We start from the raw sequence: 16,777 nt of genomic DNA on the forward strand, positions 1-16,777 counted from the left end.
CCCGGGCGGGCGGCCCCGGGCCCCGATATCCCGGCGGCGAATTCGACTACGCTAGGTAGTCACCCCCCTTTTTCCCACGCGGCGCTGTCTCGTCGTGCCCATATCCCTCCAGGAGGGGACGTGCCCGAAAACAACGGCACCGGATCGAGCACACGATCCGGTACGGATCGATCCTGGCTCGACCGGTTCTTCCTCATCGGCGAACGAGGTTCCACCTACGGCCGCGAGGTCCGCGGAGGCCTGACCACGTTCATGGCGATGGCCTACATCATCGTCCTGAACCCGGTCATCCTCAGCAGCGTCACCGACGTGAACGGCGACGTGCTCTCGGCCCCCCAGCTGACCACCATGACCGTTCTGTCCGCCGGTCTGGTCACCATCATGATGGGCCTGGTCGGCCGCGCGCCCATCGCCTGCGCGGCCGCGCTGGGCGTGATGGCGGTGGTCGCCTATCAGGCGGCGCCGGTGATGGCCTGGCCCGAGGTGATGGGCCTGGTCGTCTGGCAGGGCATCGCCATCATCCTCATGGTCGTCACCGGGGTGCGGACCGCGGTCATGAACGCGCTGCCGCACGACCTCAAGCTCGCCATCGGGGTGGGCATCGGCCTGTTCGTGTCGCTGATCGGTCTGACCAACGCCGGTTTCGTGAGCGCCGGCGACGGCGGAAGCCTGCTCCAGCTCGGTGTCGCGGGCGGCGGCGGCCACCTCGACGGATGGCCGATCCTGGTGTTCGTGACCGGCCTGATCCTGGCCTCCCTGCTGCTGGCGCGCAACGTGCCCGGAGCGATCTTCTACGGCATCGTGGGCGCCACCGTCCTCGCGGTGATCCTGCACTACGCGCTGAACCTGAACGACCAGGTGTGGGGAGGCGGCGTCCCCGCGCTGCCCTCGAGCCCGGTGTCCATGCCCGACTTCGGGCTGCTGTTCCAGGTGGACCTGTTCGGCGCCTGGACCTCGGCCGGACCCACCACCGCCGGCATCATCCTGTTCACCCTGGTGCTGGCCGGGTTCTTCGACGCCCTGGGCACCATCCTGGCGATCGGCACCAAGGCCGGGATCGCCGACGACAAGGGGCAGATGCCCCGGGTCAACCAGATCCTGGTCACCGACGGCGCCGGCGCGGTGGCCGGTGGTCTGACCAGCTCCTCGGCGACGCTGGTGTTCGTGGAGTCCACGGCCGGGGTGAGCGAGGGCGCCCGGACCGGTCTGGCCAGCGTGGTCACCGGTGCGCTGTTCCTCAGCGGCCTCTTCTTCGCCCCGGTCTTCGGCATGGTGCCGGCCGAGGCGGCGTCGGTGGCGATGGTGCTGGTGGGCGCCATGATGATGATGCACGTGGGTCAGATCGCGTGGACGGACATCTCGGTGGCCATCCCCGCGTTCCTGACCATCGCGATGATGCCGTTCGCCTACGACATCGCCAGCGGGATCGGCATCGGGATCATCGCGCACACCCTGATCAGGACCGTGCAGGGGAGGTTCTACGACGTCGGCTGGCTGATGTGGCTCCTGAGCGCGGTCTTCGCCTTCCACTTCTCGATGCACGCCATGGGTCTGTGACCCGAACGCGCAGTGGCCGGACCCGCCCTGTCCCGCGGGGTCCGGCCTTCGTCGTCCTCAGGGCGTCGAGGCCTTCAGGCAGTCGGCCAGGGCGCGACGCAGGGCCGCGTCACGAGGGTCGTCCCTGATCCGCAGCCCCATGCGGTTGGGCACATAGCCGTATCCGGTCCCGGTGGCCGGGTCGGCGAACCCGAACGAGCCGCCCGCGCCGGGGGTCCCATAGGCCCGGTCGTCGCTGCCGAACCGCCAGGCGGGGTGGGGTTTCCACAGGCCCAGCGAGTACCGCGTGGGGATCTTGAGGTTGACGTCGTACTCCCCTCTCGGGGGAGGGTCGGGCCGTTCCTCCAGGGCCCGCAGGCTCTCCTCCCCCACCCCCAGTGTCGGGGAGCCCTGGGCGAACTCTCCATAGAGCGCTGCCAGGGAGCGCGCGGTGGCGAAGCCGTTGCCGTGCGGCAGTTCCACGGAGCGATAGTCGGGGTCGGCGAGCCGCCCGGCCGAGCGCAGTCGCGGGTTGGCGAAGGTGCGGGCGGCGGTGGTCCAGGGCAGGGCCCGCGCCACGATGTGGCCGAACGGGACGGCGGCCGGGTCGGCGAGCAGATCGCGCCAGGTTCCTCCGGCCATGGGCGCCAGACGTTCCTCGCCGATCTCCTCGGGCAGCCCGATGTACAGTTCCAGCCCCAAGGGCGCGGCCAGTTCCTCGGCCAGGTAGGCGCCGACGGTACGCCCGTCCACCCTGCGCAGCAGCTCACCGGCGTAGAGACCGATGGTGACGCTGTGGTACCCCTGCCGGGTCCCGGGTTCCCACACCGGCCTCTGTGCGGCCAGGGCCTCGGCGAGACGGTCGTGGTCGGCGAGCAGGGCGGGGGTGAGCTCGGCGTCCAGGTAGGGCAGCCCGGCGCGGTGGGAGAGCAGCTCGCGGACGGTGATCCGTTCCTTGCCCGCACGCGCGAACCCGGGCCGGTAGTGGGCCACCGGACGGTCGTATTCGAACAGCCCCCGTGAATGGGCGTGGGCCAGGACCATCGAGGTGACGCCCTTGGTGGCGGAGAAGACGATCGCCAGGGTGTCGGATTCCCAGGGGGCTCCGGAGTCGAGGTCCCGAACCCCGGCCCACAGGTCGACCACCGGACGGCCGGCGTGGTGGACGGCCACGGCCGCGCCCACCTCTCCGTGTTCGGTGAGGTTACGGCGGAAGGCGTCGCGGACCGGTTCGAACCCGGGCTCGACCCGGCCGTGGACGACGGGGCCGGAGGAAGCGTCCATGGTCACCTCGCTGTCGGGGGGGGAGTGACGGCCCTCAGGGTAGCGGGGCCGGTTTCGACGATCGGGTGCCCATGTACGTGCGGGGGTCCAGGAACGGCCGCCCTCCGGGTGGGAGGGCGGCCGTGGTGGGTCGGTCGCGTCCTTCTAGCGTTCGGTGGGCGGGGCGGTGTCGCCGGTGGTGCCCTTGTCGGTGTCACCGGCCCCGGCGAGGGCTCCGGCGGTCTCGTTCGGGGCCTCGGAGACCTCGGCCTCGACGGGCTCCTCCTCGTCCTCCTCACGGGCGGGCGGCTCGCGGCCGTCGAGGACGGCGCGCATCCGCTCCATGTCGAGCTGGCCCTCCCATCTGGCGATGACGAAGGTGGCCACGCAGTTGCCGAGCAGGTTGATCGACACGCGCATGGTGTCCATGAGACGGTCCGCGCCCAGGAGCAGCGCGACGCCGGCGGCGGGGAAGGCGCCCAGAGCGGTGGCGGTCGCCGACAGGGCCAGGAAGGCCGACCCCGGGACCCCGGCCATGCCCTTGGAGGTCAGGAGCAGGATGAGGACCATCATGAGCTGGTCGGCGACGCTGAGATCGGCGCCGAAGGCCTGGGCGAGGAAGAGCGCGGCGATCGGCAGGTAGATGGCGGCGCCGTCGAGGTTGAACGAGTAGCCGGTCGGTACGACCAGGCCTGTGGTCGCCTTGGAGCAGCCGGCGTTGGTGAGCTTCTGCATGATGCGCGGCATGACCGCCTCGGAGGAGGCGGCGCCGATGGCGAGGGCGAACTCCTCCTTGGTGTAGCGCAGGAACTTCCACAGGTTGACGCCGGCCAGGACCCTGGCGATGACGGCGAGCGCGAACAGGAAGATCACCGCGGCCGAGTAGCAGGCGATGATGAGCATCCCGAAACTGCTCAGCGAGGAGAGCCCGTAGGCGCCGATCACGAAGGCCATCGCACCGAAGGCGCCGATGGGGGCCACCCGCATGATCCAGCCGATGCAGACGAAGATGACGTCGGTGAAACGCTCGATGAGGTCGAGGACCGGCTTGCCGCGTTCGCCCAGCTTGGACAGGGCCAGGGCCACGAACACCGCGAAGAAGAGGACCTGGAGGAGTGAGTTCTCGGCGAAGGCGCCGACGACGCTCTCGGGGATCACGTCGAGGAAGAACTGGGCCACGCCGGGCAGCTCTCCGCCCTGGGTGACCTCTTCCAGGGCGCCGGTGTCGAGGTCGGCGGGGTCGACCTCGAAGCCCACGCCGGGCTTGAAGAGGTTGGCGACGACCATGCCGTAGAACAGGGCGAAGGCGGTGACGACCTGAAAGTAGACCAGGGCCTTGACGCCGATGCGTCCCACGGAGCCGAGGTCTCCGACCTTGGCGATGCCGGTGACGATCACGCAGAAGATGAGCGGCGCGATCAGCATCTTGATGAGTCGGATGAAGCCGTCGCCCAGGGGGCGCAGCGCTTCGCCGACCGTCGGCCACAGGTGTCCGATCAGTACGCCGAGGATGACGGCGACGATCACCTGGAAGAAGAGGGAGTGGTAGATGCGGCGGGGTCGAGGGGACGAGTCGGTTTCCGTGGCCACGGCCATGGACACCCTCCACAGGGGACGGGGGTTGGAATTTACATTCCTCATCGCGGAATGAATGAGCGGAGTGTAACTTCCGTCACAAGAGGCACGCAATACCCCCCACACCCAGGTGAACAGTGACAGAACGCCGTTCGGCGGCCGCGAGTCCTGTCACGAAGGGGAAACCGGGCCCACGCCCTGTGGCGGGACCCTCCATAACGATCGGGTCGTCCGACCTCTTGCCCACCGCCGGGCCCCGTGATCTCATCGAGATCGCCCCGGGCCTCCGAGCCGGTGACACGGGCGCGGAGCCGGGGCGACGGAACGGGTGGGCCGTCGTGGCGTGGCGGCCGACCCGCTCCCCTATCCCTCGTCCGGCGCCGGGACGGCAGGGAGCCCGTCGACGCTCGTGGCGTTGCGGCGGCGCAGGTAGTCGGTGAAGTACTCCGGATCGCGACGTTCGTGGTGGCGGTCCAGCAGGTCGCGGTCGCCGCGGAGCTCCATCAGGGGGACGGAGAACCCGCAGGAGTCGGAGATCCGGGCGACGTCGACCACGATGATCGAGCGCTGACCGAGGACACGTTCCTTGGGGAAGTGGGAGCGCAGCTCGTCGAACTCCCCGTCCGCAGGCAGGACGACGCGGCCGTGACCGTGGAGCCGGACGATCGACGGGGGTCCCTCGAAGGCACAGAACATCAGGACGATACGGCCGTTCTCCCGCAGGTGGGCGATGGTCTCCGCACCCGATCCGGTGTAGTCGAGGTAGGCGACGCGGTGTTCGGAGAGCACCGCGAAGGTGCCGCCCATGCCCTTGGGCGAGACGTTGACGTGACCGTCGTCGGACCGGGGCGCGGTACCGACGAAGAAGACCGGTTGGTCGAGGAGGAAGCGTTCCAGACGGGCATCGATGGTGTCGTGGATCTTCGCCATGGTCGTGATCGTGTCACACGGCCCTGGAACGCGGACGACCCCGCCGGGGCGTTCGCCTCGACGGGGTCGCGTGCGCGATCAGCCGCGCAGATGTGCCTGGTGGGCGAGCTCGCGGCAGAGCAGACCGAAGTCCCGTCCCGCGGCGGCGGCCGCCATCGGGAACGTGGAGGTGGGGGTCAGACCGGGGGCGACGTTGGTCTCCAGGAAGACGATCTCGCCGTCGGGGTCGACGATGAGGTCGGTCCGGGACAGGTCGCGCAGCCCCAGGGCACGATGGGCGGTCAGGGCCACCTCGCTCGCGGCCTCGATGGTCTCCGCGTCCAGGCGGGCCGGACAGAAGAACTCGGTCCGGCCGGCCGTGTAGCGGGCGGCGTAGTCGTACACGCCGCCGTCGGGGACGATCTCCACGGCGGGCAGGGCCACGGGGCCGTCGCCGGTGTCGAGCACGCTCACCGCCAGCTCGGTGCCCTGGACCTGCTCTTCGACGAGCGCCGAGTCCCCGTAGGCGAAGCAGGAGACCAGCGCGGTGGAGAGCTCTCCGGACGAGGCCACCGGGGTGGCGCCGAAGGCGGAGCCGCCGCGGTCGGGCTTGACGAACAGCGGCATGCCCAGGCGTTCGATGAGCTTGTCCAACAGCGCCGGGGCGCCCAGGTCGTGGAAGACCGACTTGGGCAGGGTGGCGCCGCGCGGCACCCGGACGCCGCGGTCGGCGAGCAGGGCCTTGGCCGCGGGCTTGGTGTAGGCCAGTCGGCAGGCGTCGGGGCGGGCGCCCACGTAGGGGACCCCGGCCAGTTCCAGGACCTCGCGGATCACGCCGTCCTCACCGGCCGACCCGTGCAGGACGGGGAAGACCACCTGGGGCGGGTCGTCGGTCAGACGTCGGAGCAGGTCGGAGTCGACGTCGGCGACCTGGACCTCGATGTCGAGTCGGCGCAGGGCCTCGGCGACACCGCGTCCGGATTGGACGCTCACCTCGTGTTCGGGGGACAGGCCTCCGGCGAGGACGAGTACCCGGTCAAGGTCGGCCACGGCGCGACCCTCCTTCTGTGCTGCTGTCATGGTGCTGGACCCTTGGGAGAGTGTCAGGGCAGGTCCGGGGTGGGTGCCTGGCTGCCTTCGGTGGGCCGGTTCATGGCGGGGCCGAACGTGTCGCGCAGGTCGAGTTCGCCCTCGATCGCCCCGACGAGCCTGCGCACGCCCTCGCGGATCTGCTCGGGGGTCGGGTAGCAGAAGCTCAGCCGCATGCTGGCGCGTCCGCGCCCGTCGGCGTAGAAGCCGGTGCCGGGGACGTAGGCGACGCGTTCGTTGACCGCGCGCGGCAGCATGGCCTTGGCGTCGATGCCCTCGGGCAGGGTGGCCCAGACGAAGAAGCCGCCCTCGGGCCTGGTCCAGGTACAGCCGTCGGGCATCATCGCCGCCAAGGCGCCGAGCATGGCGTCGCGGCGTTCCCCGTACATGCTGTTGAACGCCTTGATCTGTTCCTTCCAGGGGAAGGTGCTCAGGTAGCGGCGGACGACGAGCTGGTTGAACGTGGAGTGGCTGAGCATCGCCGACTCGGCGGCCAGGACGAGTTTGGCCCGGACGGCGGAGGGGGCCAGGGCCCAGCCGATGCGCAACCCCGGGGACAGGGTCTTGGAGAGCGATCCGAGGTAGATCACGTTGCCGTCGCCCTGGGAGTAGAGGGTGGGCTGGGGCTCGCCCTCGTAGCGCAGCAGACCGTAGGGGTTGTCCTCGATGATGAGGACGTCGTGGCGCTGACAGATCTCCATGACCCGGGCCCGGCGTTCGGCGGTCATGGTGATGCCGGCGGGGTTCTGGAAGTTGGGGATCGTGTAGAAGAACTTGACGGTGCGCCCGGCCTTGGCGGCCTGGGTGAGGGCGTGGTCGAGTTCGTCGGGGAGTACGCCCTGATCGTCCATGCCCACGTGGCGGATGTCGGCCTGGAAGGCGGCGAAGGTGTTGATCGCGGTGACGTAGGTGGGGGCCTCGGTCAGCACGATGTCGCCGGGGTCGACGAAGACGCGGGTGATGAGGTCGAGCGCCTGCTGGGAGCCGACGGTGACGATGAGGTCGTCGGGACCGGCCTGGACGCCCTCCAGGGTCATGTAGTCGCAGATCAGCTCGCGTAGGACGGGGTCGCCCTGGGCGGAGCCGTACTGGAGGGCGGCGGGGCCCTCCTCGGAGACGACGTCCTTGACCAGGTCGCCGATCTGGTCGAGGGGCAGCGCGGCGACGTTGGGCATACCGCCGGCCAGGGAGACGACCTCTGGTCGGGACGCGACGGCGAAGAGTGCCCTGACCTCCGATGCGACCATGCCCTCGGCTCGGCGTGCGTAGCGGCCGATGTGGGGGTCGATGCGCGAGCCCTGTTGTCCGGGCTGCTGTTCTCGGTGGTCAGCGGACACGGTCCACCTCCGAAGGAAGGACGGTCTTGTGGGGTCACCGGGTCGTTCCGGGAACCTCGTCGGTTCCTGGTTCGACGCCGATTCGTGGCCCCTGGTTCACGCGGGCCACGAGTGACTCCGGGTGATTCGGTCGGGTCTTGTACGAACCATCGAACGCGGTTCGGAAATGTCCCGAGTCTAGCCCAGTGCCCGTGTGAACGCGCCCCAGCAGGGCTTACGCGGCCTCGCCGCACCTTCTCACGCACACCGGGTGTAGCGCTCGGTGACGGAGACGGTACCCATGAGAGTGGCGCGACTCACAGGCGGGTGACCAGAACATGACGCACTTTTCACTCGAACACCCTGAGTTGGACATTGGTTACTTTATGTACATCAGAGACATTGGTGCGGTGGATCAGCGCGCCCGGGGACGGGGGCGCCACCGAACCGGAGGAGGACCCTTGAGAGTCCACTCGACCACCGCCGCCGCCTCGCTGGCACTGCTCCTGTGCGGAGCACTCGCCTCGTGCGCCCCCGCCGGGCCCACGGAGCAGGAGATCGACGCCGCCCGGCTGGAACTGACCAAGGCCGCCGACGCCCTCTCGGTGTCGGTCCTGCGCCCCGGGGCGGAGCGGGCCTTCGCCCGCAAGGGCCACCCCGTGGAGGGCGCCCTCGTCTGCTCCACACCCTCGGGCTCCCCTTCCGAGGAGACCTCGTCGGCGCCCGGACCACTGGAGGAGCCCGACGCCACGGTCTCGAACGAGCCGCTGACCGCGGGCGAGAGCGTCCTCGAAGACGAGGACGGCGAGGAACGCCTACGGGTGGTCTGCACCGGCCGGGGACGTGAGGGCGAACAGCTCCGGTTCGAGGGGAGCCTGCTCGTGAACGCCCTGGCCGAACGCGGCGAGGGCGACGACAGCCTGCGCGGCGACTTCCTCGGGGTCGTGGACGGCGAGGAACTGTTCACCATGAACTGTTTCCAGTGCTCGCCCGAGGCCGCCGATTCTCCGGGGGACGTCCCGCCCGAGGGGGACACACCACCCGACAAGGCCGAGGGGAACGGTGGATGAACCACCCCCGACGGCGGTCCGGCCCGGAGACGATGTGGCGTCCCCGGGCCGGGCCGTGTCGTGCGCGTGGCCCCGGAGGATCCCCCGAACCTCCCGGAGCCGGACCTTCGGCGCGTCCGTCCTCGCCCCCGTACCCCCCTCAAGGCCCGTAGGACACGGACGCGCCCCGCACCGGCGATGACCACCGTGCCCTCTCTCGCCCGGAGGCCGGCGCCGGTGTGCGGGCCGCGCTGGAACCAGTTGACCCCATGGCCGCGGGGAGGGCAACGGTTGCAACAGGTTGCGCGGCCCTCAGCCCACCCGATCGAACAGCTCCGCCGTGCACGTCCGCTCGCGCAGGCGCCGGACCCCCGGGGCGAGGGATCCGGGCAGCAGGTCCAGGGGCGAGGACGGCCCCACCAGCCGTACCACCACCTCCTCGGAGAAGCGGTAGGGGCGACTCTCGACGACCCCGCCCAGGTTGCGCCGCATACGGGAGAGCTCGGCGCGCACCGTGACCACGTGCCCTTCCGAACCGAACACATCCCGGGACAGCTCGGCCCCCGAGCGCCCCGACCGGTGCGCGGCCAGGAGCAGGAGGAGCTCGGCGTGACGCGGCGACAGGTTCTGGACCCATTCCCCGCTGGAACCGGAGACCGTCACCGAGTAGGCCCCCGGTCGGCTCAGGTCGAGGGTGAGCGAGGTGGATCCGGCCTTCTCCTCGGGGCCGGGGCGGATCAGCCAGCCCCCCGGAAGCGGTTCCAGGGCGCACTCCCCCAGCGCGGGAAGCCAGACGGTCCCGGCCTCGCAGTGTTTGGGGAGCAGCACCCGTCTGACCGGTTCCATGTGCACCGCTGTCGCGGTCCAACCCATGTCGTCCACGACCAGGGCCGGCCTGCCCATCCCGGCCAGCAGCGGGGCCGCCACCGAGCGCAGCCGTTCCAGGTGGGTGTGGTGGATGCCCTGGAGGTGCGTCTCGGCCAGCTGCGCCACGGCGTGGACCAGGGCCAGGGTGGAGGGGTGGACGGTCGAGACCGGTCCGGTGACGTCGATGGCGCCCAGCAGTCTGCCGTCCCGGGGGTCGTGGACGGGCGCGCAGGCACAGGTGAGGGTGTGCAGGCTCCGCACGTAGTGTTCGGCGGAGTAGATCTGGACGGGGCGTCCCACCACCAGGGCGGTGCCGATGGCGTTGGTCCCGGTACTGCCCTCGTTCCAGTAGGAGCCCTCGACCAGACCGACCCGGTCGCCGACCGAACGCATCCGGCGGGAGCCCTCCCGCCAGAGCACCTGCCCGGCGGCGTCGGTCACCAGCATGATGTGGTCGGCCTGATCGGCCACCGAGACCAGGGATCTGCGGATCAGGGGCAGGACGTCGGCGATGGGCGAGGACTCGCGGTGTCGTTGGAGTTCGTCCAGCGGTGCCATCCTGGGCGGAGGGGCGCCATCGGGGTCGATGCCGAAACCTCGCATCCTCCGCCAGGAGTCCTCGATCACCGGCCGCAGCGTGGCGGGCGCGGGCCGGCCCGACAGAAGCGCGTCGTGGGCACGACGGAGCAGGTCGGCGTGTTCGCGAGCGTCGGCGCCGGAGGGCAGCGCCGTGTCCAGCGGAGGAAACGTCATATGGCCCCCAGACCTCGTGTCGGCTGTGGCGTTCCCAGTTTCCTGGTTCGAGCGGGACCGGACCAACGGAACCGCGAGATGCCTTTTTTCCGGAAGCCTTTTCGGCTCTGAGCCTCCGATTCTCGCGATGATTATCCCTGGAGACCGACCGAACGTCGTTCGATGCGCCGTCCGCCGAAACCGCTTCGCCCGCCCCGACCGGAACGGGCCGGCGCAGGTCACCCGGCGGAAGGGGCGTCCCGGCCTCGGGGAGGCCCGTCGGAACCCGTGCTCGGGTGGCCGGAACCGGCCACGGACCCCGGGGGTTCTCCCGCGTACCCGCGGGTGAGGGCGAACCACAGGCGCATCCGGTGTTCGGGGTCGGCCAGGTCCACCCCCAGGTCGCGTTCGATCCGCCCGATGCGGTGGCGGACGCTGTTGCGGTGCACACCGAGGTCGCCGGCGGTCCGGTCCCAGTTGCCGTGGCGCGCGAGCCAGGCGTGCAGGGTGGCGCGCAGAGCGCGGGCCGTGTCCGTGTCCCGGGCGAGCGGCCCCAGGATCGCCCGGCCCGCCCTTGCGGCCTCGGTCGAGGACAGGAGGGCGTCGAAGGGGTCGTCCCCCTCGGTCGGGTACAGCAGCGGCTCTCCCAGGGCCCGGGCGCGGACCAGGAGGGAGGCGGCGTCGCGGTCGGCTTCGGGCAGCTCCGCGGCGGCCACCGCCGGGCTCAGGGCGCCGACCCACCCCTGGGAGCGGAGCAGGTCCAGATGCTCACGATGGGCCCGGGCGCCTCGATCGGAGAGGATCGCCCGCGCCACCTCGTCGGCGGCGTCCGGGGCGGGCCGGTCGACCAGGTGGGTGCCCCAGGTCGGATCGGTCGCCGCGGCGGGCCCGCCGTCGGAGGCGGGCGAGGCCCGGAGCACCCGGTAGGCGGTGCCCCGCTCCCTCGTCGACGGTCGCGCGGTGTCGTGCCCCGAACGCGCGCGTGTGTCGGTGAGGCGGGCCAGGACGGTCGAGGAGCGAGTGTCGAGGCCGCCGTCCAACAGCAGCGCGACCAGCGGCAGGGCCGGGTCCGGCGGCCCCTCGCCGCCGGCACGGAAGAGCAGTTCGAGCAGGGCCGTCGCGGTGCGCAGGACCGCGCGGTCGGTGATGTCGAGCGGGGTGGGACGCCCCACCAGGACCACGCCCCGTTCCTCCGGCGGTGGGCCCACCGTGTGCAGGAAGACCTCGTCGGCCCCCAGCTCGGCCTTGGCGCTGCGCGGGCCGCCCGGTGTGGTCAGTCGGACGATCAGGGAGCGCAGGTCGTCGGGGAACGCCGTGGGGGCGCCGTCGGTACGACGGACGCGCGCGCCGGGGCCGGTGGGGGCCAGCACCACCCAGCCCCCGAGGGCCCCTGCCAGCACCCTCAGCAGCCGTTCCACCGGGTCGTGGGCGGTGACGGCGCGGGCCAGGGCCTGATGCGACTCGCTGATCCCGCGCAGGACCCGCAGGTGGCGTTCGGACAACTCCTCCCCCACCGCACGGCCGACCGCGGAGAAGGAGGTGGTCCGGGGGATCCGGAGCAGCGGCAGCCCTTGTTCCCTGCACTGGTCGGCGAGGGGCTCGGGGACGGCCTCGTGCACGGGCGCGACCCCGAAGCCCAGGGCACCGACCCCGACGGAGACCAGCGAGGCGACGTAGTCGCGGGTCCCCTCCACGGTCTCGGGGAGGTTGACCCCGGCGGTGAGCAGCAGTTCTCCCCCGCGCAGGTAGACGGCCGGCTCGACCAGCTCGCTGGCGGTGGCCCAGGTGATGGGCGGGTCCCCCGCGGCCACGACGAGGGTCAGGTCGAGGTCGCGGCGGCCCACGATCTCGCTCAAGAGCACGTGGTGGACGTCGGTCCGGTCCGTGTTCACGAGGCCGCCCCCTCCTTACCCTTCTGGACGATTCGTCCAGTCAGGGCGTTTCCATAGTGCGATTCGACCATTGGAGTCGAGGCTACCGAATACCTACTCTGGCCAGGCCGCCGTGACGAGGGAGTGTTTTTTGGATGCTTTCGCTCGGCATCGGCGGAGCCGATCCGTGGCGAGCGGCCGCCAGGTGATCTCTCGCCAGACGACGAGCGAAGCTGCCCCTACTGTGCCCTGCTACGCAGGCTCCGCAGGATCGCACAGCGGGGGCCCGCCCGGGTTCGGCTGTCCGAGTGATGTCGGCGCCGCGAGAGGAAGCCTGGCCACGCGAGCACGGAATGATCCAAAAAACACGACCGAGGACCACCGGCACCACGTCAGACGAGACCGACGAACAGGAACGGATCCATGAACGCACCGATCGGCCCCACCGACTCCAGCCTCGTTCCGCGTTTCGCGGGCCCGGCGACCTTCGCGCGCCTGCCCCGTATCGACCAGGTCGAGCACGCCGACATCGCCGTGGTCGGCGTCCCCTTCGACACCGGTGTGTCCTACCGTCCCGGCGCCCGTTTCGGCCCCTCGGCGATCCGCGAGGCCAGCCGACTGCTGCGCCCCTACCACCCGGGTCTGGACGTGGCCCCGTTCGAGCGCCTCCAGGTGGTGGACGGCGGCGACATCGCCGTGAACCCGTTCTCCATCGGGGACGCGGTGGAGACCCTGGACCAGGGCGCCTCGAAGTTCGTCGAGGCCGGGACCCGCCTGGTCACCCTGGGCGGCGACCACACGATCGCACTGCCGCTGCTGCGCTCCCTGTACCGGAAGCACGGCCCGATCGCGATGCTGCACTTCGACGCCCACCTGGACACCTGGGACACCTACTTCGGCGAGCCCTACACCCACGGCACGCCCTTCCGTCGCGCGGTGGAGGAGGGCATCCTCGACACCGAGGCCATCGCGCACGTGGGCACGCGGGGTCCGCTGTACGGCAAGCGCGACCTGGAGGACGACCGCCGCTTCGGCTTCGGCATCGTCACCGCCGCCGACGTCCTGCGCAAGGGCGTGGACGAGATCGCCGACGCGCTGCGTCAGCGCATCGGGAACCGTCCGCTGTACGTCTCGGTGGACATCGACGTCCTGGACCCGGCCCACGCCCCGGGCACCGGCACCCCCGAGGCCGGCGGTCTGACCAGCCGTGAGCTACTGGAGATCCTGCGCGGGCTGGCCGATCTGAACCTGGTCGGCGCCGACGTGGTGGAGGTCGCCCCGGCCTACGACCACGCGCAGATCACCTCCACCGCCGCCTCCCACGTCGCCTACGACCTGGTCTCCCTGCTGGCCCTGAACCACCGGCGGCGTTCGGAGGGCTGAGCGCCGAGCGGCCCGGGCCGGGCCTCGTTCACGCCCGGACGGGGGCGAGTGAGCGCAGGTGGGCCCGGGTCAGCTCGGTGACGTGCCCGGCCATCGTGTCGGGGGTCTCGTCCGGGTGGTCGAGCAGCCAGTCGGCGAAGGCGTCGGCGGTGCTCACGGTCACCCGGGCGAGCAGTCGGACGTCGCGCGGGGCCGGACCGTCGTGGTCGTCGAGGACGCACTCGGTGATGAGGGCGGTCACCTCGTCGATGACGCGGTCGCGCATGCGGACGGTCTCCTCTTCGAAGGGCGGGCCCTGCGCGGCCGCCCTCCGGTACAGGACGGTCCAGCTCTCCCCGTTGGCCACCACGAAGGCGTAGAAGGCCCGGATACCGCGCCGCAGTGGATCGGGGTCCTCGGCCTCCGGGTCGCGTACGGCGGCGCGGACCGCGGCGACGAGACGTTCGACCTCGCGGTTCACGCAGGCGGCGAAGATCTTCTGTTTGGAACCCAGGTAGTGGTAGGCCGTCGGTTTCGACGTTCCCGCGGCCGCCGCGATCTCCTCCACGCTGACCGTGTGGTAGTCGCCCCGGGCGAACGCCGTGACCGCGGCGTCGATCAGTTGCTGTTCCCGGATCCTGCGCGGGAGCCCGCGCTGTCTGGTCTTCACGCGTCCAGAGCCTAACGGGATCGTCGACCGGGACCAGGGTCTCTCGGCCCTCGTTTCGGCCGCCCGCGCCGGCGCCGGGGAAGGGGCGTGTACGTGACCTGTGGGGCCGCCCGGAAGGGGGATCCGGAGCGTGTCCCATCACACATCGTGGTCGGGCGGGCTCCTCGAGGAACCCGCCCGACCGTGCCTCAGTCCAGGGGCGTGTCCCGAAGTTCGAGGGTGCAGCACTTGGCCCCGCCGCCGGCCTTGCGGAGCTCGTCGAGTTCGACCGGGTGCACGGTGTACCCCAGGGCGCGCAGCCGGTCGGCGAGGGCCTCGGCCTCGGCGGCGATCACCACGTTCTCGCCGTCGCAGACCGCGTTGAGGCCGAGCACGGCGGCGTCCTCCTCGGTCGCCAGGAGCGCGTCGGGGTAGAGGGCGCGCAGGACCCGTCGGCTCCCTTCGGAGAAGGCACCGGGGTAGTAGGCCACCTGGTCACCGGAAAGGGCGAACAGGGCGGTGTCCAGGTGGTAGAAGCGCGGGTCGATCAGTTGCAGGGTGACGACGGGCCGGTCCAGGAGGCGTTCGGCCTCCTGGTGGGCGGCCGCCTCGGTGCGGAAGCCGGTACCGGCCAGGATGACGTCGTCGAGGGTGATGAAGTCGCCCTCTCCCTCGTTGACGTGTTTGGGCTCCTTGATCTCGGTGTAGCCGGCCTGACGGAACCAGTCGAGATAGGCGGGGCCTTCGGGGGTGCGCTCGGCCCCGGCGAACCGCGCGCCGTAGACACGTCCCTCCACGACCAGGGCCCCGTTGGCGGCGAAGACCATGTCGGGTAGACCCTCTATCGGCTCGATCTCGCTCACACGGTGCCCCAGGGATCGGTACAGTTCCCTGAGTCCCTCCCATTGGCGGATGGCGCGTGCGCGGTCCACGCCCACGGCCGGATCCATCCAGGGGTTGATCGCGTACTCCACCGCGAAGTGGGTGGGGCGGCACATCAGGTAGTGCCGGGGGCCGCCCACCCTCGACGTGTCCTCGGGTCGAACCATGGAACCTCCCCATCGAGGTACCCCGGAGGCCGGACGGCCCGCGGTGGCCCGGGTTTCGAGCGCACCGCGTTCCCGGGGGATAAAAGGGATATACCCGCCCCATGTGGGGGTCAATATAGGCTTTTCCATAGAACGGTTGAAATCAGAGGGTTTCGTGGGATCCCCGCCACTCCCGGGGCTCGGAGGCGACCGAAGGCACGAACGGGTACGGCTTTTCCAGCGTCATTCCAGGAAAAAGACCGACCGGCCGGTATTGTCAGAGGTTCGGCGATTCCACGATTGGAGCCTCCATGAGCACGACAGTCAAGGCCGCCGTCTTCCTCGAGGCCGGGGCGCCTCCCGAGATCCGCCCACTGGTCCTCCCCGACCCCGGGCCCGGCCAGGTGCGCGTACGCATGACCGCCGCGGGCGTGTGCCACTCCGACCTGTCCCTGTCCAACGGGATCCTCCCCCAGCTCTGGCCCGTGGTGCTGGGACACGAGGGCTCCGGCGTCGTCGAGGCGGTCGGCCCCGACGTCGAACACCTCTCCCCCGGCGACCGGGCCGTCCTGAACTGGGCACCGGCCTGTCGGGCCTGCTGGTTCTGCCTCAAGGGGGAACCGTACCTGTGCGAGCACTCCCTGGACGGGACCCTGACCCCCTACGCCGAACTGACCGACGGCACCCCCGTCCACGCCGGCCTGAACACCGGGGCCTTCGCCGAGGCCACGGTCGTACCCGCCCACGCGTTGGTCCCCCTGCCCGAGGGGGTCGACCCGGCCGCCGCGGCGCTGCTGGGCTGCGCGGTCCTCACCGGCTGGGGCGCCGTCAACAACGCCGCGAGACTGCGATCCGGCGACTCCGCCCTGGTCATGGGTCTGGGCGGGGTCGGCATGTCCCTGTTGCAGGCCGCCCGGATCGCCGGGGCCGACCCGCTGATCGCGGTGGACGCCGCCCCGGAGAAGGAGGAGGTGGCCCGGGCCCTGGGCGCCACCCACTTCCTGGTCGCCGACGCCACCACGCCCAAGGAGGTGCGCGCGATCGCCGGAGGCCGCGGGGTCGACCACGCCTTCGAGGTGGTGGGCAAGGCCGAGGTGATGCGCGCCGCCTGGGACTCCACCCGACGGGGCGGCACCGTCACCGTGGTGGGCGTGGGCTCGGCACAGGACGAGATCTCCTTCAGCGCCCTGGAGGTGTTCCACCAGGCCCGCACCCTCCAGGGCTGTGTGTACGGCTCCGGAGATCCGGACCGGGACATCCCGGTGTTGGCGGAGTCGGTCCGCTCCGGCGACCTGGCTCTGTCGTCCATGGTCACCGACGAGATCCCCCTGGAGGGGATCGCGGAGGCCTTCGAGAGGATGCGCCGAGGCCAGGGCGGGCGCTCCCTGGTGCTCTTCGACTCCTAGAGGTGGGCGTTCGGGGCGGGGACGAGTGCGCAACCGGGACCTCCCCGACCTCTCGGGACGAGGTTCCCGTAAGGTCGCACTCTGACCGAGACTGTGGCGTGAGCCACATATCGGCCCCGCCCCGG

13 protein-coding genes are annotated in these 16,777 nt (G+C 70.9%); 4 read left to right on the top strand and 9 right to left on the bottom strand.

The window, feature by feature from the left end:
• Window positions 1-120: 120 nt before the first annotated feature.
• Complete coding sequence (locus U9J66_RS03040; RefSeq protein WP_014911380.1) at window positions 121-1,557, top strand: NCS2 family permease; 1,437 nt, start codon at window positions 121-123, stop codon at window positions 1,555-1,557.
• Between the two features lie 57 nt (window positions 1,558-1,614).
• Here U9J66_RS03040 and U9J66_RS03045 read toward each other — a convergent pair whose 3' ends face one another.
• The 5 genes from U9J66_RS03045 to U9J66_RS03065 all read right to left on the bottom strand — a co-directional run bounded on the left by U9J66_RS03045 (window position 1,615) and on the right by U9J66_RS03065 (window position 7,619).
• A complete protein-coding gene (locus U9J66_RS03045) occupies window positions 1,615-2,820 on the bottom strand; it encodes a serine hydrolase domain-containing protein (protein WP_326336957.1) in 1,206 nt (401 codons plus the stop codon).
• A gap of 144 nt (window positions 2,821-2,964) precedes the next feature.
• On the bottom strand, window positions 2,965-4,395 hold the full coding sequence (dctA, locus tag U9J66_RS03050) for a C4-dicarboxylate transporter DctA (protein ID WP_161111952.1): 1,431 nt from the start codon (window positions 4,393-4,395) through the stop codon (window positions 2,965-2,967).
• A gap of 342 nt (window positions 4,396-4,737) precedes the next feature.
• Window positions 4,738-5,304 (bottom strand): pyridoxamine 5'-phosphate oxidase family protein, encoded by a 567-nt coding sequence (locus U9J66_RS03055; protein WP_326336958.1) that lies wholly within the window; start codon window positions 5,302-5,304, stop codon window positions 4,738-4,740.
• Window positions 5,305-5,382: 78 nt separating this feature from the next.
• A complete protein-coding gene (locus U9J66_RS03060; RefSeq protein ID WP_234305754.1) occupies window positions 5,383-6,363 on the bottom strand; it encodes a D-alanine--D-alanine ligase family protein in 981 nt (326 codons plus the stop codon).
• Window positions 6,364-6,386: 23 nt separating this feature from the next.
• Window positions 6,387-7,619: an aminotransferase-like domain-containing protein gene (locus U9J66_RS03065; RefSeq protein WP_081536580.1), complete on the bottom strand. Its 1,233-nt coding sequence runs from the start codon at window positions 7,617-7,619 to the stop codon at window positions 6,387-6,389.
• Between the two features lie 530 nt (window positions 7,620-8,149).
• Here U9J66_RS03065 and U9J66_RS03070 point away from each other — a divergent pair.
• Window positions 8,150-8,758 (top strand): hypothetical protein, encoded by a 609-nt coding sequence (locus tag U9J66_RS03070; protein WP_326336959.1) that lies wholly within the window; start codon window positions 8,150-8,152, stop codon window positions 8,756-8,758.
• A gap of 291 nt (window positions 8,759-9,049) precedes the next feature.
• On the opposite strand, the gene U9J66_RS03075 is transcribed toward U9J66_RS03070, so the two are convergent.
• Together U9J66_RS03075 and U9J66_RS03080 are read right to left on the bottom strand one after the other, a co-directional pair.
• Entirely contained in the window at window positions 9,050-10,357 is a 1,308-nt protein-coding gene (locus tag U9J66_RS03075; protein WP_042281695.1) for a GAF domain-containing protein, read from the bottom strand.
• Between the two features lie 218 nt (window positions 10,358-10,575).
• Entirely contained in the window at window positions 10,576-12,228 is a 1,653-nt protein-coding gene (locus U9J66_RS03080) for a PucR family transcriptional regulator (protein ID WP_326336960.1), read from the bottom strand.
• A 402-nt stretch (window positions 12,229-12,630) separates the two neighbouring features.
• On the opposite strand from U9J66_RS03080, the gene speB reads away from it, so the two are divergent.
• Complete coding sequence (speB, locus tag U9J66_RS03085) at window positions 12,631-13,590, top strand: agmatinase (RefSeq protein ID WP_017534776.1); 960 nt, start codon at window positions 12,631-12,633, stop codon at window positions 13,588-13,590.
• A gap of 28 nt (window positions 13,591-13,618) precedes the next feature.
• Here speB and U9J66_RS03090 read toward each other — a convergent pair whose 3' ends face one another.
• Together U9J66_RS03090 and ddaH are read right to left on the bottom strand one after the other, a co-directional pair.
• Window positions 13,619-14,239: a TetR/AcrR family transcriptional regulator gene (locus U9J66_RS03090; protein ID WP_017534775.1), complete on the bottom strand. Its 621-nt coding sequence runs from the start codon at window positions 14,237-14,239 to the stop codon at window positions 13,619-13,621.
• A 188-nt stretch (window positions 14,240-14,427) separates the two neighbouring features.
• Window positions 14,428-15,267 (bottom strand): dimethylargininase, encoded by an 840-nt coding sequence (ddaH, locus tag U9J66_RS03095; RefSeq protein ID WP_326336961.1) that lies wholly within the window; start codon window positions 15,265-15,267, stop codon window positions 14,428-14,430.
• Between the two features lie 290 nt (window positions 15,268-15,557).
• Between ddaH and U9J66_RS03100 the strand changes: the two genes are divergently transcribed.
• The gene (locus U9J66_RS03100; RefSeq protein ID WP_326336962.1) at window positions 15,558-16,652 is read left to right on the top strand and encodes a Zn-dependent alcohol dehydrogenase; all 1,095 of its coding nucleotides are present in this window, start codon (window positions 15,558-15,560) and stop codon (window positions 16,650-16,652) included.
• The last annotated feature ends 125 nt before the right edge of the window (window positions 16,653-16,777 follow it).

The sequence above is a fragment of the Nocardiopsis sp. LDBS1602 genome (assembly GCF_035818715.1).
GTDB lineage: Bacteria > Actinomycetota > Actinomycetes > Streptosporangiales > Streptosporangiaceae > Nocardiopsis > Nocardiopsis alba.